Below are 21440 nucleotides of genomic sequence, written 5' to 3'. Positions count from 1 at the left end.
GCGGGGCCCGGGGGCGTTCTTCGGGTCGGCATCGGCGGGGCGGACCCCGGTGCGCCGGGCGTGGTTGTCGCTACCATCGGCCACCATCCGCGGGCACCCGCCCGCCCTTCAGGCCAGGGGAGCGAACAGTGCTGATCACCCACGACACCCGGTGTGCCCTCGACACCGTGGTGGATCTGGTGAACACCGCGCCGGAGGACGACGCGGCGCCCGACGGGCTGCCGGACGTCGCGGCCCTCGCCGCGTTCGTGGCGACGCACACCATCAGCGATGTCGGAGTGCTCTCGGAGTTCGACCTGTCGGCGGTGCGCAAGGTGCGCGGGCGGTTCGCCGCCATCTTCGCGGCCGCCGAGCCACGGACCGCCGCCGGAATGATCAACGAACTGGTGGCCGCCGCCGGTACGACTCCCCGGCTCACCGATCACGACGGCTACGACTGGCATGTGCACTACTTCGCCCCCGGTGCCTCGGTGGCGGACCATCTGGCCGCCGACGGCGGGATGGCACTCGCGTTCTTCGTGGTCGCCGGGGAGCAGGAGCGCCTGCGCCGCTGCGAGGCACCCGACTGCCGCCGGGCCTTCGTGGACCTCTCCCGCAACCGCTCACGCCGGTACTGCGACAGCCGCACCTGCGGAAACCGGCTGCACGTGGCCGCCTACCGGGCCCGCCGCAAGGAGGCGGCCGGCTGACGGAGCCGGCACCGATGCCGACGCCGGTCCCGGCGGGTGTCGCCGGGACGGGCGCGTACGGCTCACAGCAACAGCAGGTCGTGCAGCGCCGCCGTGAGGATCAGACACCCGATCACCGCTAGGAAGATCATCAGCGGTGGCTGGGAAAGGGCGAAGAGGCATCCGCGCGGCTCGTCCTTGGGCGGCGCGGCCTCGCTCTGTGTCGTGTCCAGCATCTCGCGGCGATGATGACCCAGGCGCCGCCCCCTACGCGATCAACACGCTCCAAATGTGCGGGAGTTCGCCGAACACTGTGAAGTACCGTCCGGCTGGCTTCACCTTGTGAACGCTTGGCGACGCCGACGGGACGCTCTGTGTCTGTTCAGTCCCAGAGGCCACGCACGGTCACCGGCGGGCGCGTCCCGCGTTCATATCCCGTGCTTCTTCAGGATCGCCTCGATGTCGCTGAAGTCGTCTCCCGAGCCGGTGGCCCGGGGCGCCGGTGCGGGTCTCGCCGCCGGGCGGGGCGTCCCGCCGACGGCGGGTGCCGAGGCCGCGGGGGCCACCGCACCCTGCCGGGCCGCGGCCTTCGCCGCCTTGCGCTCCTGCCGGGAGCCGCCGCGCCGGCGCTCCACGGCCCGAGTGGTGGCGAACAGTGCCCAGGCCGCGCCCAGCACGCCGAAACCGGCCCACGCGGTGGGACTGAAGGCGGTGTCGGAGAGCCAGCCGACGACGCCCGTCATGACCAGGCCGACCGGTACCAGCGCGTAGGCCGCGATACGGGCCGCCGTCAGGAACCGCTTGCGGTAGGCCGTCACCGCGGCGATGCCGAGCCCGGCCGCGGAGACGGCGGAACAGACGGTTTCGGCGATCATCCGGTCCTCCTGGCAGGCTCGGTCGGGTGGAAGGGCACAGCGGCGGGGCCCGTCGCCGCACCGCACGGCTCGCCCCGTCCCCTCCATCGTGCACCGCTCACGGCCCGCGATGCCACGGTCCGGCCCGACATCAGGGAGATCTCCGGGTCGCCTCCTCCCAGGGTGCCGGCCGCGGCGTGGCCCCGGCCCCGGATCCGGGCGCTGTCACCGCCGCTGTCACCGCCGTACGGGCCGGATTGGGTCGCTCGCGTCCGGCCTGGGAGACTGGTGGTCATGAGCGACTCCACCCCCGCCCGCGGTGACGACCTGGTTCTCGACGTGTGGTGCGACCTGCAGTGCCCGGACTGCCGCAGCGCGCTGGCCGACGTCGGCGCCCTGCGCGCCCGCTACGGCGACCGGCTCGAGCTGCGGCTGCGCCACTTCCCGCTGGAGAAGCACAGGCACGCCTTCGCCGCCGCGCAGGCCGCCGAGGAGGCGCTGGCGCAGGGCAAGGGCTGGCCGTACGTGGAGGCGCTGCTGGCCCGGGTCGAGGAGCTGGACCGTACGGGGGAACCCTTCCTGGTCGAGGTGGCCCGGGAACTGGGGCTGGACGCCGAGGAGTTCGACACCGCGCTGATCGACGGCCGGCACATCCTGATCGTCGACGCCGACCAGGCCGAGGGCAAGGCGGTCGGTGTGACCGGCACGCCGACCTATGTCATCGGCGGTGAACTCCTCGACGGCGGCAAGAGCCAGGAAGGCCTGCGCGAACGCATCGAGGAGATCGCCGACCGGCTGCTCGCCGGACACTGACACCCCGGCGGATCAGAGCAGGTGCTTGTCCATCGAGTACTCCGCGGGGGCGTACCCCAGGGACGCGTAGAGCCGCTCGGCCGGGGTGTTGCCCGCGAAGACGTTGAGCCGCAAGGCCGCCTTGCCGGCCGCCACCGTCTGGGCCTCGGCCAGCAGCATCAGGGAACGGCCGTGGCCCCGGCCGCGGTAGCGCTCCCCGGTCTGGACGTCGTAGACGAAGGCCCTGTCCTCCTCGAGCGCCAGCCAGAGCGTACCGACCGGCGTGGCCTCGTGCTCCAGGACCGTCAGCAGCATGCCGGGCGTGCCGAGTCCCCGCGGCAGCAGGCGCGCGTGGTCGCCGGCCGACCTGGCCCGTGCCTCCTCCGGCGGCAGCCCCCGCTCCCGCCAGGTCCTGGCGTAGTCCGTCTCGGCCTTCGCCAGCCAGGGACCGAACTCGGCCTGCGTCATCGGCCGGGCCCGGCTGCCCGCGGGCAGTTCGGGCGCGGCGGAGCCGAGCCGCTTGACCAGGCGGCGGCTGCGGTGGACGTAGCCGAGCGCCGTGGCCAGCCGCAGTGCGGCGTGGGCCTCGGCGGGCACCGTGACGACGAGGCGCTCGCACCGCCAGCCGCGGGCCACCTCCTCGGCGGCCAGCGCGGCCACCGTGCCCCGGCCGCGCCCGCGGTCGGGCTCCTCGATGAACAGGTCGTCGATCCGGGCGACCGCCGGCCCGAGGTCGGGGCACGTGCGCACGCGCACCCCGCCGACCGGGCGGCTGTTCACGCACACCTGGAAGTGCCGGGACAGCGCCCCGTCGGCGGCCCGCTGGAGCGGCTCGGTGGGCCGCAGGGTCGTGGTCATCAGAGGTGTTCTACCCGCCGGCGGGTGCCGCGTCAGCCCCTTTTTCGCCCGCCGTCCCCCGCCCCGGGCCGGATCAGGGGTCCAGGTCCTCGCCGGAGCGCTCGTCGAAGACCCGCATGGCCTTGGCGGTGACCGGGCCGGGCGCACCGGGCAGTTCGCGGCCGTCGACCCGGTGCACGGCCTGGATGTCGCGCAGCGTGGAGGTGAGGAAGACCTCGTCGGCCCGCTCCAGGACGTCCAGCGGCAGGTCGGTCTCCCGGGCGCCGGTCCACTCGACGACCAGCTCGCGGGTGATTCCGGCGAGGCAGCCGGAGGCGACCGGCGGGGTGTGGATCCGGCCGTCCAGGACGACGAAGACGTTGGAGCCGGTGCCCTCGCACAGCTGCCCGACGGTGTTGGCGAACAGCGCCTCCGACGCGCCCTCGCGGTGGGCGCGGGCGAGGGCGACGACGTTCTCGGCGTACGACGTCGTCTTCAGGCCGGTGAGCGCGCCGCGCTCGTTGCGGGTCCAGGGGACCGTGATCACGGCGGTGGAGTCGGGGCGGCGGCCGGTCTCGCCGAGGGCGACGAGCAGGGTCGGGCCGTGCTCGCCGCGGTCGGAGCCGAGGGGCCCGTGACCGCCGGTGTAGGTGATGCGCAGACGGCCCAGCGGCACCGGGTCGGCCTGGAGGACGGCGGCGCAGGCGCGGCGCAGTTCGTCGTGGTCGGGCTCGGGCAGGCCGAGGCCGCGGGCGGAGCGGGTCAGCCGGTCCAGGTGGCGGGTGAGGGCGAACGGCGTGCCGTGGACCGCCTTCACCGTCTCGAAGACGCCGTCCCCCACGGTCAGCCCGTGGTCGAAGACGGAGACGCGTGCGGACTCCGCGTCCCGCAGCTCGCCGTCCAGCCAGATCTTCACGTCAGAGCCCTCCACTGTCGTCGTACGTCCCCGACGCTATCGCGAGCAGCCGGGCGGCTTTCAGCTCGGTCTCCCGCCACTCCCCCTCCGGGTCCGACCCCCAGGTGATGCCGGCGCCGGTGCCGAAGCGCAGGGCGCCGGCCGCGCGGTCGATCCAGAAGGTGCGGATGCCGACGGCCAGCTCCCCCGTGCCCCGGTCGGCGTCGACCCAGCCGATGCCCCCGCAGTACGGCCCCCGGGGTACCGGCTCCAGGGCGCCGATGATCCGCAGCGCGCTCGGCTTGGGGGCGCCGGTGACCGAGCCGGGCGGGAAGGCGGCGGCGAGCAGCTCGGGCCAGCCGGCGTCGGCGCGCAGCTCGCCCCGGACCGTGGACACGAGGTGGACGAGCCCGGGGTGCTTCTCCACGGCGCACAGGTCGGGCACGGTCACGCTGCCGGTGGCGCAGACCCGGCCGATGTCGTTGCGGACCAGGTCCACGATCATCACGTTCTCGGCGTAGTCCTTCTCCAGGAGGTCGGCCTCGGTGCGTCCGGTGCCCTTGATCGGGCCCGACTCGACGGTGCGGCCGGCGCGCCGCAGGAACAGCTCCGGTGACGCGGTGGCCGCCTCCACGCCGTGCCCGGGCAGGCGAATCGTTCCGGCGTACGGTGCCGGGTTGCCGCGGGCGAGCAGCGCGGTCAGGGCGTCCACGTCGGCGTCGGGGGCCGCGGGCGCGCTCAGCACCCGGCAGAGGTTGGCCTGGTAGACGTCGCCGGCCGCGATGTGCTCGCGGATGCGCCGGACGGCCGCCGTGTACGCGGCGCGGTCCAGGGAGGACGTCCAGTCACCGGCCGCGGGTCCGCGCCAGCCGCCCGGGCGGGGAGCGGGCACCGGCCGGCGCCGTACGTCCGCGAAGCGGGCGCAGGTCAGCCGCCCCTCGAAGTCCGCGCAGACCGCCCAGAAGCCGCTCGAGTCCAGGGCCGCCGGATCGCTCGTGACGTCGAGCAGGCCGGTGGCGACGCGGTCACCGAAGCGGGCGAGGGGAGGCAGCTGGAGCACGTGTCGAGTCTAGGGCGGCGCGCCGCCCGGGTGAGCGGCGCGGGTCCCCGCGCGGGCCCTGACCACGTCGTCCGCCGGGTGCAGCGCAGCACGCTGCGTAAACGCGTTTTTGTGCTGGCCGGGGAATCCGCTAGAGTTCAACACGTCGCCGGGACGCGTGAGCGCACCGGAAACGACAAGCGGACGTAGCTCAGTTGGTAGAGCGCAACCTTGCCAAGGTTGAGGTCGCGAGTTCGAGCCTCGTCGTCCGCTCGAAGGATTGAGGGGTCTTCCCGATCCCCTACACTCCTGGTGGAGTGGCCGAGAGGCGAGGCAACGGCCTGCAAAGCCGTCTACACGGGTTCAAATCCCGTCTCCACCTCCAAGGACGATTAGCTCAGCGGGAGAGCGCTTCCCTGACACGGAAGAGGTCACTGGTTCAATCCCAGTATCGTCCACTGGATCTTTGTCGATCCGTACCCGCGCGATTAGCTCAGCGGGAGAGCGCTTCCCTGACACGGAAGAGGTCACTGGTTCAATCCCAGTATCGCGCACGCAGTGCCCGCGGCTCCGGCCGTGGCCCCGAGGACGATTAGCTCAGCGGGAGAGCGCTTCCCTGACACGGAAGAGGTCACTGGTTCAATCCCAGTATCGTCCACACCTCCGAAGCCCCCGGCCCTCCGGCCGGGGGCTTCGTCGTGCGCCGTCCTCGGCTCAGCTGGAGAACAGCATGTGGCCGAAGCTCTTGTGGCGGTGGTGACCGCCGTAGTGACCGCCGCCGTGGTGGCCGCCGCCGTGCGGGGCGCCCCAGGCGGGCGCGGCCGGCGCCGGGTACGCCTGCGGGGCGGCCGGGGGCGGCGGGGCGGGCTGGGACCACTGGGACTCCAGGCGGGTCAGCGCCTCCAGCTCGCCGTAGTCGAGGAAGATGCCGCGGCAGCCGCTGCACTGCTCGATCTGGATGCCGTTGCGGTTGTAGGTGTGCATCGGCGCATGGCACTTCGGACACTGCATGGTCGGCTCAACTCCTCGCCGGTCGGTCCTGCTTCGTGTTTCCCCAGGACAGACTCCGTCCGGACCTGGTCGGTTGCACCCTACGTCGTGGACCGCCGTGCCAACTGGGCGGGGACCGAGGTCATTCGGTCGCAGGCGTCCACGAGGCACCGCTCCACCTCGTCCAGCGGGCGGCCGGCCGCGTGGGCCCGGGCGATGGCGAGGGCGGCGCTCTGGACGGTGAGGGCACGGGCCGGGACGTCCAGGGCCGGCCAGGGGTCGCCGTCCCCGGCGGGCACGGCCGGGCCGCCGCCCGCGCGGTAGGCGCCCAGGAAGCGGGCCCACTCGTCGGGCGGGAGGAGTCCGCAGGCGTACCAGGCGGCGGGGCGGGCGAGGTCCCAGGCCGGTGGGCCCACCCCGAGGTCGTCGACGTCGATCAGCCGCCAGGGGCCGTCCGGTACGGGGTGCCGGACGAGCTGGCCGAGGTGCAGGTCGCCGTGGCAGAGGGTGGCCGCGGTCCGGGGCGCCGGGGCCTCGGCGCGGGCCCAGGCGGGCAGACCGGCCCAGGCGCGCAGCACGGGAGCGGCGGCGGCCGGGGAGTCCGTGGCGTCCTTGGTCTCCGTGTCGAGGGCCGTGCGGAGCCGGGCGACGGCGCGGGCGGCCTTCGCGGGCCCGCGCATGGGCGGCACGGCGGTGTGCCGCGCGTCGGCCCGGTGGAGGCGGGCGAGGAGGGTGGCGGCCGCCTCCCAGGGGGCGGCGTCGGGGTCGTCCGGGTCCACCGGGGTGCCGTACGGCCAGAGGGTCACCAGCCGGCCGTGCAGCGGCCGCGGGTCCGGCGTGAGCGGGGGCAGCAGGACGTCCGGGAGGCGGGCGGCGACGGCGAGGCGCGCGGCCAGCCCGGCCGGTGCGGTGTCCGGGGCGTGGGCCTTCGCGACGGTGCCGGCGTGCCGGACGACGGTGGCGTCCGGGCGGTCCGCGAGCGTGACGGTCCGCGCACCGCACGCGCGGCCGGCCGCGCCGGGGTGCGCGGCGTCCTCGGCCAGCGCGGCCAGCGCGGCCGGCAACGACGGAGACGACGGGAGCGCGGCTACGGCGTCAGCGGTCACGGGGTCCTCGGTGGGCCGGGCGCGGGTATGTGGGCTTGAGCCTACGCGGAGGCCGGCGGCCCCGGTGCCGGACCCCGGACGGGCACAGCAATGCCGGCGCAGCTCCCCAGCTGCGCCGGCATCTGTGCCGTCCGCCGCACCCCCGTCCCCACGGGGTTTCATGGGTGGATGTCCCCGCCCGGACCGCTCTTCCGGGCCTGGGGTCGCCGCTCAGCGCCCCAGCATCACTCCCACGGACGACGCTTGTGCGGCCACTGTCTCCCAGCCGTCGAAGACGAGCAGGAGCAGAGCCGCCAGGGGGAGGGCCATGAGCGTCGCCACCACAGGGTGACGGCGGCCCGTGCGGCGGTGGCGGAGCGCTGGGCGCCGCCCCCGGATGCGGACGAGTGTCCGCGGTGCCGTGTGGGCCATGGTCCCTCTCCCGACCGGTTCCGTTGTGCCTGTACAGCGGCGAGTGCCTGACCTCGGGGGAGGAGTGCCGTACCCGCCGCTCGACCTCAAATCTAGGCGCGCGGCACCCGGTCCACGTCATGCCCTCGTACCGATTCGCGGGCCTCCCGGAGGATGAGCCATGACCTGCGGACTACTCCCCTGGGTGGAGACGGAAGGTCAGCTCTCGGGGTCTTCCCGGAGGGGACGCCCGCTCCCGCCGGCTTGCTCCGAGCTGTCCTCGCGGGGCACCGGCTGCTCGACCAGGGCCAGCACACGGGTCGCCATGAAGCGGGCGGTGCGGACCACGGAGCCGTTGCGGGTGACTTCGCTCACTTCGACCACGCCCCGGCGCACCGCCGTCTCCACCCGGCGGCCCGCCCGGCTCGCCACCACCTCGTACGTCCTCGTCGTGTCCCCGGCATCCACGACTATCTCCACACGGTCACCCTTCACGGGCTCAATCCCCCTTCTGTGACGGCTCGTTGGTGTCACAGGGTTCTCAAAGCCACCGCTGCGGACGGCTTCCTGACCACCCTTCAAGTGTCCCACCCGGGACTGACAATCCATCGGCCCGAGAGGGCGCGGCCTCTGCGCGCCGACGGCCGGGGAAACGTAAGCTGTGCCACGTCACACGGACCGGGCAGCGGGGATGGACATGGCGATGATGCGCCTGAGGCGCGAGGACCCGCGCGTCGTCGGCTCGTTCAGGCTTCACCGACGGCTGGGCGCGGGCGGGATGGGCGTCGTCTACCTGGGCTCCGACAAGAAGGGGCAGCGGGTCGCCCTGAAGGTCATCCGGCCGGACCTGGCGGAGGATCAGGAGTTCCGGTCGCGGTTCGCCCGCGAGGTGTCGGCGGCGCGGCGGATCCGGGGCGGGTGCACGGCGCGGCTGGTGGCGGCGGACCTGGACGCGGACCGGCCGTGGTTCGCCACCCAGTACGTGCCCGGGCCGTCCCTGCACGACAAGGTCGCCGACGAGGGACCGCTGGGCGCCGCGGAGGCCGCCGCGGTCGGCGCCGCCCTGTCGGAGGGCTTGGTCGCCGTGCACGAGGCGGGCGTGGTGCACCGGGACCTGAAGCCGTCCAACATCCTGCTGTCCCCGAAGGGGCCGCGGATCATCGACTTCGGCATCGCCTGGGCGACCGGCGCCTCCACGCTCACCCACGTCGGTACCGCCGTGGGCTCCCCCGGCTTCCTGGCGCCCGAGCAGGTGCGGGGGGCCGCCGTCACCCCGGCCACCGACGTGTTCTCCCTCGGCGCGACCCTGGCGTACGCCTCGACCGGTGACTCGCCCTTCGGGCAGGGCAGTTCCGAGGTGATGCTGTACCGGGTGGTGCACGAGGAGCCGCACCTGGACGGCGTGCCGGACGCGCTGGCCCCGCTGGTGCGGGCCTGTCTGGCGAAGGACCCCGAGGACCGGCCCAGCACGCTGCAGCTGTCGCTGCGGCTCAAGGAGATCGCGGCCCGTGAGGCCCAGGGCCTGCCCGACGTCCGCCCGCCCGCGCCGCGTGCCGCCGAGGCGGACCGGCCCACCGGGCGGCTCGTGGAGACCTACCCGGAGCAGATGCGCGCCCAGCGCCGCCCGCAGACCTCGCCGGGCGCCCCGGTGCAGCGCGGCGGTGCGCCGGGCCGGGGCGGCATGCCCGCGCGCGGGGGCGGCGGATCGCGGGGCGGCGGTGTCCCGTCGCGGCCGGGCGCGGCGCGTCCCACTCCGGCGCCGCGCGTCGCCGGTCCGCGCTCGGGCGGCGCGAGCCGTTCCGGGCCGCGCGGTGCCGGCGGGCGTCCGGCGCCGCGGCCCACGGGCTCCGGACTGCGGCCGGCCAATCCGCGGCTGCTGCGGCAGCGGCTGTTCGTGTTCGTCGTGGTGACCTTGCTGGTCGCGCTCGGCATCGCCGTGGCCCAGGGCTGCCAGGGACCCGCGCGCGGGCTGGGCGGCACGCTCGAGCGGGTCGTCCAGCGCTCCCACGCCGCCGGGCAGCCGGCCGAGCGGGCCGCCCCGCCGCGGAGCGGGCAGCAAGCGGAGCCGTCGCGGTGACCGGACGGCGGCCGGCCGTGCCAGGCGCTCAGACCTGCGGGCGGCCGGTGGCGACGGCGTAGAAGGCGACCGCGGCGGCCGCGCCGACGTTCAGGGAGTCCACGCCGTGGGCCATCGGGATGCGCACCCAGGAGTCGGCGGCGGCCAGGGCCCGGGCGGACAGGCCGTCGCCCTCGGCGCCGAGCATCAGCGCCACCCGGTCCATCCGGTGCGGGGCGGCCTCGTCCAGGCTCCCGGCCTTCTCGTCCGGGGTGAGCGCGAGCAGGGTGAAGCCGGCCTCGCGCACCGAGTCGAGGCCGCGGGGCCAGGTCTCCAGGCGGGCGTAGGGCACGGCGAAGACCGCGCCCATCGACACCTTGACGCTACGGCGGTAGAGCGGGTCGGCGCAGTCCGGGGAGAGCAGGACGGCGTCCATGCCGAGGGCGGCCGCCGAGCGGAAGATCGCGCCGATGTTGGTGTGGTCGTTCACCGACTCCAGGACCACGACCCGGCGGGCGGAGCCGAGCACCGCGGCCGCCGTCGGCAGCGGCTTGCGCTGCATCGAGGCGAGGGCGCCGCGGTGCACGTGGTAGCCGGTGACCTGTTCGGCGATCTCCGGCGTGACCGTGTACACCGGGGCCTCGGCCGCGTCGACCACGTCCCGCATGGCGTCGATCCACTTCGCCGACAGCAGCATGGAGCGCATCGCGTAGCCCGCGTCGCCGGCCCGTCTGATGACCTTCTCGCCCTCGGCGATGAACAGGCCCTCGGCCGGTTCGCGCCTGCGGCGCAGTTCGACGTCGGTCAGGCCCGTGTAGTCGTGCAGACGCGGGTCGTCGGGGTCGTCGACGGTGATGAGATCGGCCACGGGGTGATACTGCCTTGTCCTGGGTGGGGGCGCCGCCGGGTGGTGCCGGCGGCCGGAACGGCCGGGGACGGGGTACGTCACCGGGTGGGGCGGGCGTGATCAGGCCTGGGTGGCCGGGCCCACCGTCACGACCTGGCCGATGACGATGACCGCGGGCGGGCGCACGTCCTCGGCGCGTACGGTCTCGGCGACGGTGGCCAGGGTCGCGTCGACGCGGCGCTGGGCCGCCGTCGTGCCCTCCTGCACCAGGGCGACCGGGGTCTCGGGCGACCGGCCGTGGGCGATCAGCGTCTCGGCGATTGTGCCGATCTTGTCGACGCCCATCAGGACGACCAGCGTGCCGGTCAGCCTGGCCAGCGCGGCCCAGTCGACCAGGGACCGCTCGTCGTCGGGGGCCACATGGCCGCTGACCACGGTGAACTCGTGCGCGACCCCACGGTGGGTGACCGGGATGCCCGCCGCGCCCGGGACCGAGATGGAGCTGGAGATGCCCGGGACGACCGTGCAGGGGATGCCGGCCTCGGCGAGCGCCTGGATCTCCTCCATGCCCCGGCCGAACACGAACGGGTCGCCGCCCTTGAGCCGGACCACCGACTTGCCCTGCCTGGCGTGCTCGACCAGCGCGTTGTTGATGGCCTCCTGGGCCATGTAGCGGCCGTAGGGGATCTTCGCCGCGTCGATGACCTCGACGTGCGCGGGGAGTTCGGCGAGCAGGTCGCGGGGGCCGAGGCGGTCGGCGATGACCACGTCGGCCTCGGCGAGGAGACGGCGGCCGCGGACCGTGATCAGGTCAGGGTCGCCGGGACCGCCGCCGACCAGGGCCACGCCCGGTGTGCGGGTGCGGTGGTGCGGGGCGACGAGGGTGCCGTCGCGCAGACCCTCGACGACCGCGTCGCGGACGGCGGCGGTGTGCCGCGGGTCGCGGCCGCGCGCGTCGGTGGTGAGCACGGCGACGGTGACACCCTCGCTGTGGCCGGTCGCCGGGGTCCAGGCGGTCGCCGCGTCGGCGTCGTCGGAGCGCACGCACCACACGCGGTGCCGCTCGCCCTCGGCGGAGGCGGCCGCGTTGGCCTCGGGGTCGCTGGTGGCGATGAGGGCGTACCAGGCGTCGGCCAGGTCGCCGGTCGCGTAGGGCCGCCGCTGCCAGCTGATCTCGCCGGCGTCCGCCATCGCCTCGACGGACGCGGTGGCCTCGGGCGACACCAGGAGGACGTCCGCGCCCGCCGCGATCAGGGCCGGCAGGCGGCGCTGGGCGACCTGCCCGCCGCCGAGGACGACCACGCGGCGGCCGGAGAGGCGGAGGCCTACGGGGTAGGCGGGATGTTGGGCCATGGAGGTACGGCTCCTCATGCGGGCATGCGGTGGGCGCTGCGGCTTCGGAGCAGCCCTGACGTGCGGATTTTAGGGTGCGGGTGGCGCCCGCGGCACGGGTGGTCCGGCTGGTGAACACCGGACCGCCCGTGCGGCGGCGGCTACTTCTCGGTCACGCCGGCCGAGTCGAACGTCGCGACCTCGTGCATCGCCCGGGCCGTGCTCTGCACCAGGGGCAGCGCCAGCAGGGCGCCGGTGCCCTCGCCGAGGCGCAGGTCGAGGTCGACCAGCGGGCGCAGGCCCAGCTTGTTCAGGGCGGCGACGTGGCCGGGCTCGGCGCTGCGGTGGCCGGCGATGCAGGCCGCGAGCACCTCGGGCGCGATGGCGCGGGCGACGAGCGCGGCCGCGCCGGCGCTGACGCCGTCCAGGATGACCGGCGTGCGCAGGGAGGCGCCGCCGAGCAGCAGGCCGACGATGGCGGCGTGCTCGAAGCCGCCGATGGCCGCGAGGACGCCGATCGGGTCGGCCGGGTCGGGCCGGTGCAGTTCCAGGGCGCGGCGCACGACCTCGGTCTTGCGGGCCAGCGTCTCGTCGTTGATGCCGGTGCCGCGGCCGGTGACCTCGGCCGGGTCGGCGCCGGTGTAGACGGAGATCAGCGCGGCGGACGCGGTGGTGTTGGCGATGCCCATCTCACCGGTCAGCAGTGCCTTGTTGCCGGCCGCCACCAGGTCGCGGGCGGTCTCGATGCCCACCTCGACGGCCTGCTTGGCCTCCTCGCGGGTCATCGCGGGGCCGGTGGTCATGTCGGACGTGCCGGCGCGGACCTTGCGGGGCAGCAGCCCGGGGGTGGCCGGCAGGTCGGCGGTGACACCCACGTCCACGACGCACACCTCGGCACCCACCTGGTTGGCGAAGGCGTTGCAGACCGCTCCCCCGCCCAGGAAGTTGGCCACCATCTGGGCGGTGACCTCCTGCGGCCACGGGGTGACGCCCTGGGCGTGGACCCCGTGGTCGCCCGCGAAGACGGCGACGGCCGCGGGCTCCGGGATCGGCGGCGGGCACTGCCGGGACAGCCCCGACAGCTGCGCGGAGATGATCTCCAGCATGCCGAGCGCCCCGGCCGGCTTGGTCATGCGCTTCTGCCGCTCCCAGGCCTCCCCGAGCGCCTTGGCGTCCAGCGGGCGGATCTGTGCGACGGTCTCGGCGAGCAGGTCGTGGGGTTCCTCTCCGGGCAGGGCGCGGCGGCCGTACGTCTCCTCGTGCACGACCCAGGACAGCGGGCGGCGCTTGGACCAGCCGGCCTGCATCAGCTCGGGCTCGTCCGGGAACTCGTCGACGTACCCGACGCACAGGTAGGCGATGACCTCCAGGTGCTCGGGCAGGCCGAGGGAGCGGACCATCTCCCGCTCGTCGAAGAAGCTGACCCAGCCGACGCCGAGGCCCTCGGCGCGGGCGGCGAGCCAGAGGTTCTCCACCGCGAGGGCGGCGGAGTACGGCGCCATCTGCGGCTGGGTGTGCCGGCCGAGGGTGTGGCGGCCGCCGCGGGTGGGGTCGGCGGTGACGACGATGTTGACGGGGGTGTCGAGGATGGCCTCGATCTTCAGTTCCTTGAACTGCTTGGCCCGGCCCTTCGGCAGCGACTTGGCGTACGCCTCGCGCTGGCGCATGGCCAGTTCGTGCATGCTGCGCCGGGTCTCGGCGGAGCGGATGACGACGAAGTCCCACGGCTGCGAGTGACCCACGGAGGGCGCGGTGTGGGCGGCCTCCAGGACGCGCAGCAGCACCTCGTGCGGGATCGGGTCACCGCGGAAGCCGTTGCGGATGTCCCGCCGCTCGCGCATGACCTTCAGGACGGCTTCGCGCTCGGCGTCGTCGTAACCGGGCGCGGCCGGGCCGGTGGACTGTCGTGCCTCTGCCACTGCGGCCGTGCTCTCTTCCAGGTCCTGCGGGTCGGCGCCCTGGGTGTCCAGGTCGTCCGCGTGCTGTACGACGCCGGCGGGGGCCGGGTCGCCCTCGCGGGGGGCGGGGACGGCGGGGGGCTGCGGCTCCCGGAGCGCCTCGGCGGCCGGTGCGTGCGCGGCCGCGGCGGGGGGCTGCTGGGCCGGGAGGACAAGGGGGTGGGGCGGGGTGGGTGCCAGGTGGGGACTGGTCGGTACCTGGCCCTCCACCGCCACGAACTGGCCCAGGGTCCGCTCCGTGGGCGCCTCCGGCGGAACGGCGCCGGGGAGGTCCTGCCCGGTCTCGCTCTCGGGGGCGGGCTCCTCGGCGGGCCACGGCTGCGCGGGCTCGGCGGCGGGTGCCTGCTCGGGTACCAGTACGGCGGCCGCCGCCGGGTCCCCGGCCGGGTCGTGACCCAGCTGCGGCCCCTGGGCCTGCGCGGCCGGCTCGGCGAGCACGGGGGCGGCGGGCCCCACGGGGTGCTCCGCGGGCTGTTCCGCCGGTTCGGCGTCCGCGGCCGGCGCGAAGGCGACGACCACGTTCTCCGGCGCCTCCTGCACGGGGAGGGGGTGCGGGGGCTCGGGCTGGAACTCGGGCCCGGCCTCGGGCTGGAACTCGGGCTCGGCCTTGGGCAGCGGGAGTTCGGTGAGCTGCGGCGCGGTCTCGCTGTGGGGCTGCGGGGGCTCCGGGGCCCCGGCGGCCGGTTCCGGGACCTCGGCGGCCGGTTCCGGGGTCTGCGGGATCCCGGCGGTCGGCTGCGCGGCCTCGGGCAGCGTCTCCGGCGCGGGCTGCGGGCTCTCCGGCACCTCGGCGACGGGTTCCGGGGTCTGGAGGGCGTCGGCCTCGGCGTGCGGTGCGTCGGCGGGGGGCTGCGCGGGCTGGAAGGGCTCGGCGGTGAGGTGCGCGGGCTCGGTCTCCAGGGGTGCCGCGGGGGCGTCGGTGACGTCGGTGGCGTCGTCCACGAGTGGGACCGGGACGTGCGGCGCGGCCGGGGCGGGCTCGGGCTCGGGCTCCAGCGTGCCGAGGGTCTGCGGCGCCGTCGCACCGGGCTCTGCCGCCTCCGTAGCCGCAGTGGGCTCGGTGAGTACGGCGTCGGCGGCGTCAGGGACGTCGGCGGTGTCGGTGTACTGCGGTTGCGCGAGGGACTGCGGTTCCGCGAGGGACTGCGCCTCGGGAGCGAAGGCGTGCGGGGCAGGGGCGTCCGCCGTCTCCGCCGGGGCCGGTGCGCTCTCCGCCGGGGCCTGGGCGGCCTCGGGCGCGACCACCGGGTCCGTGGCCTCGGGCAGCGGGACGGCGGCGTCCTCGGGAGCCACCTGGAGCGGCAGCGGCAGGCCGGCCTCCTGGGCCGCCGCCGGGACCGGCGTGCTGTCGGCGGTCCGCACCGGGCCCGCCGCGAAGCCGGTCTCGGCCTGGGCGGCGTACGCCTCGTCGGAACCGGGCGCGAACTGCGCGGGGACGGCGTCCGGCTGCTCCGGCTGCGCAGGCTCGTCGTGGGCCGTCACGGGGGCCGGGTCGGCCACGGGCGGGACAACCGTTTCGGCAGCCGGTGCCTGGGAGCCCGCCTGGGGCTCGGGCGTCAGGGGCGCCGCGGGCGGCTGCGCCGCACCCCAGGGAGCCGCGCCCTGCGGGGCGGTCTGGGACTGGGCGTCCAGGTACTCCTGGCCGGTGGCCTGCGGGCCCGGCTGCCGCACCGGGGCGCCGGCCGGACCGCGGTCGGCGAGGGAGCGGACCGGGCTCGCGGAGGCGTCCGGGATCGGCGGGCCGAGGTGCAGCGGGCGGCGCGGGGCCTGCGGGGCCGTCAGGTCGTGCGGGGCGGACAGGATGGGGGACGGCGGCACGGACACCGGGCCGGTGCTGGGCAGGCGGACGCCGCCGAGGTCGACCGAGCCGCTGTCGCGGCCCGCCGTCTCGTGCGGGCCCGGCTCGTGGACGGCCTCGACGACCGGTTCCGGGGGCGGTGGCGGCACTTCGTTGCCCCACGCGCCCTGGGCACCCGGCAGCAGCAGGTCTTCGTCCTCGGCCGGGGCTTCGGAGAGGTAGGTGTACACGCCGTGTGCGGGGACGCCCGGCTGTTCCACCATGCCTGCGCTCTCCGGCAGCCCCTCGCCCGGGACCTGGCCGGTGTCGGTCATGCGTACCCCTCGCCCATCGGTTAGTGCTTCTACGACCAGCTCACCCGGAACGGCGCACCGACCGCCCCGCAGTGAAGAACGAGCGGGCGTGCCCAGCGGCACGAACGACCCGCCCGGAAAAGGCGACAAAGCCATTCAGTGGCATTGTCCCGGCCGTTGCGCCGTCGCGACAGCATGATCCGCGACAGCCCGCTGTGGACTGCGCCACGTTGCGCGTCCTCCGGTTCCGCCGTACCACACCCACCCAAGACGAGCGCGCTTTCCGGACATTGATGAACGAAGTCCCGGGCCACCGGTGCGGTACAACGATCGGCCAGCCTACCGCGCGCGGTACGACAACAGGATCACGGGGCGCTCTCGGCTGTCCCCGGCCGCCGTCCGGCGGCCGCCGCTCAGCGGGAGGCGTCGCGCGGCGGCAGTTCCCCGGTGAGCAGGAACGCGACGCTCCGCTCGGTCTCCGTCCAGTCCCGGGTGTCGAGTTGGACGGACTGCACCAGGGCGCACTCGACCCTGTAGCCGTGCTCGGTCAGGTCGCGGCCGACGAGTTCGGCGGCGTCGCGGGTGCCGGCGTGGGTGACGATGCGCTGCGGGCGGCGGTCGGCGACCGCGGAGACCACGGCCGCTCCCCCGCCGCCGATCCGGACGACGTCCGGTTCGGGCAGGTCCTCCAGGACGTGCGGGGCGCTGCCGTGCACGATCTGCAGCTGGACGCCGAACCGGCGCGCGGCCGCGTCGGTGCGGGCGCAGGCGGCGGGGTCGCGGTCGACGGCGATGACGGCGGCCCCGGCGCGCGCGGCCTCGGTGGCGAAGGCGCCGCCGGCGCAGCCGATGTCCCAGACGAGGTCGCCGGCGCGCGGTCCCAGGCGGGCGAGCTGGGCCGCGCGCAGCAGTTCCGCCTCGCCCTCGCCGAGCCCGCCGCCGTACGCCTCGCCGGGCTGGGTCCAGCCGCGCGGCTCGGTGCCGGGATCGCGCCCCGCGATCCAGCCGCCGTCCTCACCCGCCCCGGCCGGTCCGCCGATGACGATGACGACGTTCGGGTCGCGCCAGGTGTGGTCGGCGGCCTTCTCGGAGGTGACAACGGTGACCCGTTCGCGCTCGGTGCCGAGTTCCTCGCAGATGACGAACGTGCGGGGGACGCCGTCCAGCAGCAGGCCGAGTTCGGCGGGGCCGGCGCCCGGCGCGGTGAGGACGGCGACCTTGGTGTGGGACCGGCACACGTTGACGGCGCGGCGCAGGGTGCGTGGGTGGGCGACGACCACCTGGGCGTCGTCCCAGGGCATGCCGGCGCGGGCGAAGGCGGCGGCCACCGGGGAGACGCCCGGGACCACCTCGACCTCCAGGCCGAACTCCGGCGCGCGCAGGGCCCGTACGACGCCGAAGAAGCCGGGGTCGCCGTCGGCGAGGACGACGGCCGTGCCGCGGTGGGCGGCGACGCGGCGGGCGGCGAGGGCGAGGCTGCCGAGCCGGACGCGTTCGGCGGTGGGCGGGATCTCGGGCAGTGCCAGGTGGTGGGGCGCGCCCGCCACGAGGGTGGCGGCGGCGAGGGCGGAGCGTGCCGCGGCGCTCAGCGGCGAGCCGTCCCAGCCGATCACCGTGACCCGGTCGGCCATCGTCGTCAGTCTCCTGGGGTTGCGCTGGGCGTCGGGGTACGGGCCCGCGAGGGGGCTTGGTGAGCGTACCCGCTGCGGTGCGGGGGTGTGCGCGGCGGGGCGGTGGCGCGCGCGGCGGACCCCGTCGGTTCCGGTCGGAGCGGTCCGTCGTCCCCGGTCGGAGCGGTCCGTCAGTTCCAGTCGGAGTAGGAGGTGAAGCTGCCGGTGTCGGCGAGTTCCTCGTCCGCGCCCTCCAGGTCCTCGGGCAGCAGGCTCCACACGATGAAGTCGGTGCGCGTGTCGGTCCAGGTGCCGTCCTCGGCGCGGACGTGGGCTATGCAGGCGTTGCGCAGGATGCCCTCGCTGATGCAGCCGATCTTCTGCGCGACCTGCTGGGAGGCGGTGTTGTCGGCGGCGGTGCGCAGTTCGATGCGCTCGAACTTCTGGTCGCCGAACAGCCAGTGGGCGGTGGCGAGGGCGGCTTCGGAGGCGTAGCCCTCGCCGCGGGCCCAGGGGGCGGTGACGTAGGACAGCTCGGTGGCCCGCACGCGCCAGTCGGTCCTGCTCAGCTGCACGATGCCGACCAGGCGCTGGGTGAGGAACTCGGTGACCGCGAGGTCCAGGCCGTGTCCGGCGGCGCGTTCGGCGGGCGCGTACTGGGTGATCCAGTGCCGGGCCGCGTCCTCGGTGAAGGGCTGCGGCACGTCGGTCCACGCGGCGACCTGCTCGTCGTCCATCATCTCGGCCAGGGCGGGGACATCGTCCTCGTCGAGGGGACGCAGCACCAACCGCTCCGTGCTGATGGAGATGTTGGGGAAGGTGCTGCTGGTCATGCGCCGCTCCGTAACCGTCGGGAACCTGCAGGGGCTGCTGAACTGCCCAGCATGCAGCATGCGAGCACCCGGCCGCACCACGGGGTCCACACCCGGTGAGGGCGTGGACCCGTTGCGTGGCGGCGAGTTGGCGGCCCGGACACGACCGGGGGCGCGGACCTAGAAGGAGGGGATGACCGAGCCCTGGTACTTGTCCTGGATGAACTTCTTGACCTCGGGCGAGGTGAGGAGCTTGGCGAGCTTCTTCACCCGCGGGTCCTTCTCGTTGCCCTTCTTGACGGCGAGGAAGTTGCCGTAGGGGCTGTTCTGCGCGGACTCGATGGCGATGGCGTCGGTGGCGGGCTTGATGCCGGCGGAGATGGCGTAGTTGCCGTTGACCACGGCGGCGTCCACGTCGTCCAGGGAGCGCACGGTCTGGGCCGCCTCGACCTCCTTGAACCGGAGCTTCTTGGGGTTGCCGGCGATGTCCTGCGGGGTCGCCTCGCTGCCCGCGCCGTCCTTGAGGGTGATGAGCTTGTTGGCGGCGAGCAGCTTCAGGGCGCGCGCCTCGTTCACCGCGTCGTTGGGCAGGGCGACGGTCGCGCCGCTCTTGAGGGCGTCGGTGCTCTTCACCTTGTGGGAGTAGAGGCCGAGCGGCTCCAGGTGCACGGTGACGACGGGGACGATGTGGGTGCCGCGCTTCTTGTTGAAGTCGTCCAGATAGGGCTGGTTCTGGAAGTAGTTGGCGCCCACCGAGCCGTCCTCGGTCGCCGTGTTCGGCGCGATGTAGTCCTGGAACTCCTTGACCTCCAGGTCGAGACCGGCCTTCTTCGCCAGGTTCTTCTTGACGAAGTTCAGGATCTCGGCGTGCGGGGTCGGGCTCGCGGCGACGACCAGCGGGCCGCTGTAGTCGGCGGAGCCGGAGTCGGAGTCGGAACCGCAGGCGGACAGCCCGAAGGTGAGGGCTCCGGCGGCGAGGACGGCGGTGGTGATCTTGGCGGTGTTACGCACGAAAAGTGCCTTTCCTGAGGGTGGTGCGGCCCCGTCATGGGTGAACGGGGAGTCGGTGGGGGTCAGGCGGCCTTGCTGATGTCGGCCGCCGCGGGCTCCTTGGCCTTGAGCAGGCGGAGCCGGGGAGCGGGACCGGAGCGGCCACCGCGGGAGTGCAGGGCGCGGGCCGCGTGGTCGCCGGCAAACTGGATCAGCGAGATGGCGACCGCGAGGACGGCGACGGTGATCCACATCAGCTCGGTCTCGAAGCGCTGGTAGCCGTAGCGGACGGCGAGGTCGCCGAGACCTCCGCCGCCGACGGTGCCGGCCATGGCGGAGTAGCCGATGAGGGCGACGACCGTGGTGGTGGTGCTGGCGATCAGCGAGGGCAGAGCCTCGGGGATCAGGACCTTGCGGACGACGGTCCAGGTGCTGCCGCCCATGGCCTGCACGGCTTCGACGAGCCCGCCGTCCACCTCGCGGACGGCCGTCTCGACCAGCCGGGCGAAGAACGGGATGCCCCCGATGGCGAGCGGTACGACGGCGGCCGCGGTGCCGATGGTCGTGCCGGTGACCCAGCGGGTGAAGCTCATCAGCGCGACCATCAGGATGATGAACGGCATCGACCGGCCGATGTTCACGACCTGCCCGATCACCTTGTTGGCGACGACGTTCTGCACCAGGCCGCCGCGGTCGGTGAGCACCAGCAGCACGCCGAGCGGAAGCCCTGCGACGACGGCGATCAGGGTGGACCAGAGCACCATGGAGAGCGTCTCGCTACACGCCTGGGACAGCAGGGGCTGCATCTCGGACCAGGTCACTTCGCACCTTCCTTCACCAGTTGGGTCTCCTGGCCCTCCACACCGACGACCTCGATCTGCAGACCCTGTTCGCGCAGGAAGCCGACCGGCACGACGTTGTCCTCGTAGCGGCCGGGCAGTTCGATCCGCATGCGGCCGATCTGGAGTCCGCCGACGGTGTCGATGGCGGCGCCGAGGATCGATATGTCGATGTTGTAGGTCCGCGACAGCTGGGAGATGACCGGCTGGGTGGCGGCCTCGCCGTGGAAGGTGACGTCGAGGACGGTGCGGTCGGCGCCGGACGCCTCGCCGCCCACCGGGAACAGGGCGGCGGCCAGCTGGGAGCCGGGGGTCGCCAGCAGTTCGCTGACGGTGCCGGACTCCACGACGCGGCCCCGCTCCATGAGCGCGGCGGAGTCGCAGACGGTCTTCACGACGTCCATCTCGTGGGTGATGAGCAGGACGGTGAGGCCCAGTTGCCGGTTCAGGTCGCGCAGCAGGTGGAGGATGGAGCGGGTGGTCTCCGGGTCGAGGGCGCTGGTGGCCTCGTCGGAGAGCAGCACCTTGGGGTCGCCGGCCAGGGCGCGGGCGATGCCGACGCGCTGCTTCTGGCCGCCGGAGAGCTGGGCGGGGTAGGCGCGGGCCTGGTCGGTGAGCCCGACGAGGTCGAGCAGTTCGAGTGCCTTGCGGGACCGCTCCCGGCCGGAGATGCCGAGGATTTCCAGCGGGAGTTCGACGTTGTCCTGGACGGTCCGCGAGGACAGCAGGTTGAAGTGCTGGAAGACCATGCCGATCCGGCTGCGCGCCCGGCGCAGTTCCCGGCCCGCGCGGGGTCCGCGGCCGGCCAGGGCGGTGAGGTCCTGTCCGTCGACGGTCACGGTGCCGGAGGTGGGGCGTTCCAGCAGGTTGACGCAGCGGATGAGCGAGGACTTGCCGGCACCGGACTGCCCGATGACGCCGTAGACCTCGCCCTCGCGGACGTGGAGATCGACGCCGTCGACGGCGGTGACCTCGCGACCGCGGGAGCGGTAGACCTTGGTGAGGCCCGAGGTGGTGATCACGTGGGTTTCCGTCACTGTCGAGTGCGCGGGCGTGGGTGTGCCCGGGCACGGGTGCATTCGGTCGGGAACGCGGCACGGTTCTCGCGTGGGCGGTCGAACCGGGAGAACGGGAGAACGTCGTGTGCGCGGGGGCGGCGTCGGTCGCCGGCGCCCTACGAACGGCGCGGGACCGGCCACGGCTCTCGCTTCGGGGCGCGAGGCTCAGGTGGTGCGGGGGCCCTCTAGCAGGCGCACATTCGGCACATTCGACCCGTACAACGAGCACCGGGCGTCAGGGTCGCCTCGGTCGCAAGGGTGCGGCAGCTCGTCGTG

Annotated in this window: 20 protein-coding genes and 5 tRNA genes; 8 read left to right on the top strand and 17 right to left on the bottom strand. The window is 74.4% G+C overall.

The annotated features are described in order from the left end of the window. Positions 1-128 precede the first annotated feature (128 nt). Complete coding sequence (locus ACZ6CZ_RS23975) at positions 129-689, top strand: CGNR zinc finger domain-containing protein (RefSeq protein ID WP_469024612.1); 561 nt, start codon at positions 129-131, stop codon at positions 687-689. A 62-nt stretch (positions 690-751) separates the two neighbouring features. Here the strand turns inward: ACZ6CZ_RS23975 and ACZ6CZ_RS23970 are convergent, their stop codons facing one another. Together ACZ6CZ_RS23970 and ACZ6CZ_RS23965 are read right to left on the bottom strand one after the other, a co-directional pair. After that, the gene (locus ACZ6CZ_RS23970; RefSeq protein WP_469024610.1) at positions 752-904 is read right to left on the bottom strand and encodes a hypothetical protein; all 153 of its coding nucleotides are present in this window, start codon (positions 902-904) and stop codon (positions 752-754) included. Between the two features lie 192 nt (positions 905-1096). Continuing rightward, positions 1097-1543: a hypothetical protein gene (locus ACZ6CZ_RS23965; protein WP_469024608.1), complete on the bottom strand. Its 447-nt coding sequence runs from the start codon at positions 1541-1543 to the stop codon at positions 1097-1099. A 273-nt stretch (positions 1544-1816) separates the two neighbouring features. On the opposite strand from ACZ6CZ_RS23965, the gene ACZ6CZ_RS23960 reads away from it, so the two are divergent. After that, the gene (locus tag ACZ6CZ_RS23960) at positions 1817-2335 is read left to right on the top strand and encodes a DsbA family protein (RefSeq protein ID WP_469024605.1); all 519 of its coding nucleotides are present in this window, start codon (positions 1817-1819) and stop codon (positions 2333-2335) included. A 12-nt stretch (positions 2336-2347) separates the two neighbouring features. Here the strand turns inward: ACZ6CZ_RS23960 and ACZ6CZ_RS23955 are convergent, their stop codons facing one another. From ACZ6CZ_RS23955 to ACZ6CZ_RS23945, 3 genes are all read right to left on the bottom strand, one after another. Beyond that, positions 2348-3172, bottom strand: a complete 825-nt coding sequence (locus tag ACZ6CZ_RS23955; RefSeq protein WP_469024602.1) for a GNAT family N-acetyltransferase — start codon at positions 3170-3172, stop codon at positions 2348-2350. 73 nt (positions 3173-3245) lie between these two features. Next, positions 3246-4067, bottom strand: a complete 822-nt coding sequence (locus tag ACZ6CZ_RS23950; protein ID WP_469024598.1) for an aminotransferase class IV — start codon at positions 4065-4067, stop codon at positions 3246-3248. A gap of 1 nt (position 4068) precedes the next feature. After that, on the bottom strand, positions 4069-5106 hold the full coding sequence (locus tag ACZ6CZ_RS23945) for a chorismate-binding protein (protein WP_469024595.1): 1038 nt from the start codon (positions 5104-5106) through the stop codon (positions 4069-4071). Between the two features lie 179 nt (positions 5107-5285). On the opposite strand from ACZ6CZ_RS23945, the gene ACZ6CZ_RS23940 reads away from it, so the two are divergent. The 5 genes from ACZ6CZ_RS23940 to ACZ6CZ_RS23920 all read left to right on the top strand — a co-directional run bounded on the left by ACZ6CZ_RS23940 (position 5286) and on the right by ACZ6CZ_RS23920 (position 5743). After that, positions 5286-5358 (top strand) — tRNA-Gly (locus tag ACZ6CZ_RS23940). A 38-nt stretch (positions 5359-5396) separates the two neighbouring features. After that, positions 5397-5470, top strand: a tRNA-Cys gene (locus ACZ6CZ_RS23935). A 1-nt stretch (position 5471) separates the two neighbouring features. Continuing rightward, positions 5472-5543 (top strand) — tRNA-Val (locus ACZ6CZ_RS23930). 24 nt (positions 5544-5567) lie between these two features. Continuing rightward, a tRNA-Val gene (locus ACZ6CZ_RS23925) sits at positions 5568-5639 on the top strand. A 32-nt stretch (positions 5640-5671) separates the two neighbouring features. Continuing rightward, positions 5672-5743, top strand: a tRNA-Val gene (locus ACZ6CZ_RS23920). A 56-nt stretch (positions 5744-5799) separates the two neighbouring features. Here the strand turns inward: ACZ6CZ_RS23920 and ACZ6CZ_RS23915 are convergent. From ACZ6CZ_RS23915 to ACZ6CZ_RS23900, 4 genes are all read right to left on the bottom strand, one after another. Further along, a complete protein-coding gene (locus ACZ6CZ_RS23915) occupies positions 5800-6096 on the bottom strand; it encodes a TFIIB-type zinc ribbon-containing protein (protein WP_469024593.1) in 297 nt (98 codons plus the stop codon). An 80-nt stretch (positions 6097-6176) separates the two neighbouring features. Next, positions 6177-7181, bottom strand: a complete 1005-nt coding sequence (locus ACZ6CZ_RS23910; RefSeq protein WP_469024590.1) for an aminoglycoside phosphotransferase/kinase family protein — start codon at positions 7179-7181, stop codon at positions 6177-6179. 210 nt (positions 7182-7391) lie between these two features. Next, complete coding sequence (locus ACZ6CZ_RS23905) at positions 7392-7592, bottom strand: hypothetical protein (RefSeq protein WP_469024588.1); 201 nt, start codon at positions 7590-7592, stop codon at positions 7392-7394. A 198-nt stretch (positions 7593-7790) separates the two neighbouring features. After that, positions 7791-8066, bottom strand: a complete 276-nt coding sequence (locus ACZ6CZ_RS23900; RefSeq protein WP_469024585.1) for a hypothetical protein — start codon at positions 8064-8066, stop codon at positions 7791-7793. A 196-nt stretch (positions 8067-8262) separates the two neighbouring features. On the opposite strand from ACZ6CZ_RS23900, the gene ACZ6CZ_RS23895 reads away from it, so the two are divergent. Next, positions 8263-9648, top strand: coding sequence for a serine/threonine-protein kinase (locus ACZ6CZ_RS23895; protein ID WP_469024677.1), 1386 nt, complete (start codon positions 8263-8265; stop codon positions 9646-9648). A 28-nt stretch (positions 9649-9676) separates the two neighbouring features. On the opposite strand, the gene ACZ6CZ_RS23890 is transcribed toward ACZ6CZ_RS23895, so the two are convergent. The 8 genes from ACZ6CZ_RS23890 to ACZ6CZ_RS23855 all read right to left on the bottom strand — a co-directional run bounded on the left by ACZ6CZ_RS23890 (position 9677) and on the right by ACZ6CZ_RS23855 (position 21128). After that, positions 9677-10495 (bottom strand): TrmH family RNA methyltransferase, encoded by an 819-nt coding sequence (locus tag ACZ6CZ_RS23890; protein WP_469024582.1) that lies wholly within the window; start codon positions 10493-10495, stop codon positions 9677-9679. Between the two features lie 99 nt (positions 10496-10594). Further along, positions 10595-11827, bottom strand: a complete 1233-nt coding sequence (gene cobA, locus ACZ6CZ_RS23885; RefSeq protein ID WP_469024580.1) for a uroporphyrinogen-III C-methyltransferase — start codon at positions 11825-11827, stop codon at positions 10595-10597. Between the two features lie 140 nt (positions 11828-11967). Then, complete coding sequence (gene cobT / locus ACZ6CZ_RS23880; protein WP_469024578.1) at positions 11968-15876, bottom strand: nicotinate-nucleotide--dimethylbenzimidazole phosphoribosyltransferase; 3909 nt, start codon at positions 15874-15876, stop codon at positions 11968-11970. A gap of 392 nt (positions 15877-16268) precedes the next feature. Then, positions 16269-17486: a precorrin-6y C5,15-methyltransferase (decarboxylating) subunit CbiE gene (cbiE, locus tag ACZ6CZ_RS23875; RefSeq protein WP_469024575.1), complete on the bottom strand. Its 1218-nt coding sequence runs from the start codon at positions 17484-17486 to the stop codon at positions 16269-16271. Positions 17487-17656: 170 nt separating this feature from the next. Beyond that, on the bottom strand, positions 17657-18298 hold the full coding sequence (locus tag ACZ6CZ_RS23870) for a GNAT family N-acetyltransferase (RefSeq protein ID WP_469024573.1): 642 nt from the start codon (positions 18296-18298) through the stop codon (positions 17657-17659). 159 nt (positions 18299-18457) lie between these two features. Next, positions 18458-19288: a MetQ/NlpA family ABC transporter substrate-binding protein gene (locus ACZ6CZ_RS23865; RefSeq protein ID WP_469024571.1), complete on the bottom strand. Its 831-nt coding sequence runs from the start codon at positions 19286-19288 to the stop codon at positions 18458-18460. A gap of 62 nt (positions 19289-19350) precedes the next feature. Beyond that, positions 19351-20088 (bottom strand): methionine ABC transporter permease, encoded by a 738-nt coding sequence (locus tag ACZ6CZ_RS23860; protein WP_469024569.1) that lies wholly within the window; start codon positions 20086-20088, stop codon positions 19351-19353. Continuing rightward, positions 20085-21128: a methionine ABC transporter ATP-binding protein gene (locus ACZ6CZ_RS23855; RefSeq protein ID WP_469024567.1), complete on the bottom strand. Its 1044-nt coding sequence runs from the start codon at positions 21126-21128 to the stop codon at positions 20085-20087. The genes ACZ6CZ_RS23860 and ACZ6CZ_RS23855 overlap by 4 nt, the downstream gene beginning before the upstream one ends. Between the last annotated feature and the right edge of the window lie 312 nt (positions 21129-21440).

This window comes from Streptomyces sp. NPDC041135 (assembly GCF_055592085.1).
This window is presented reverse-complemented; position numbering and strand designations above follow the sequence as displayed.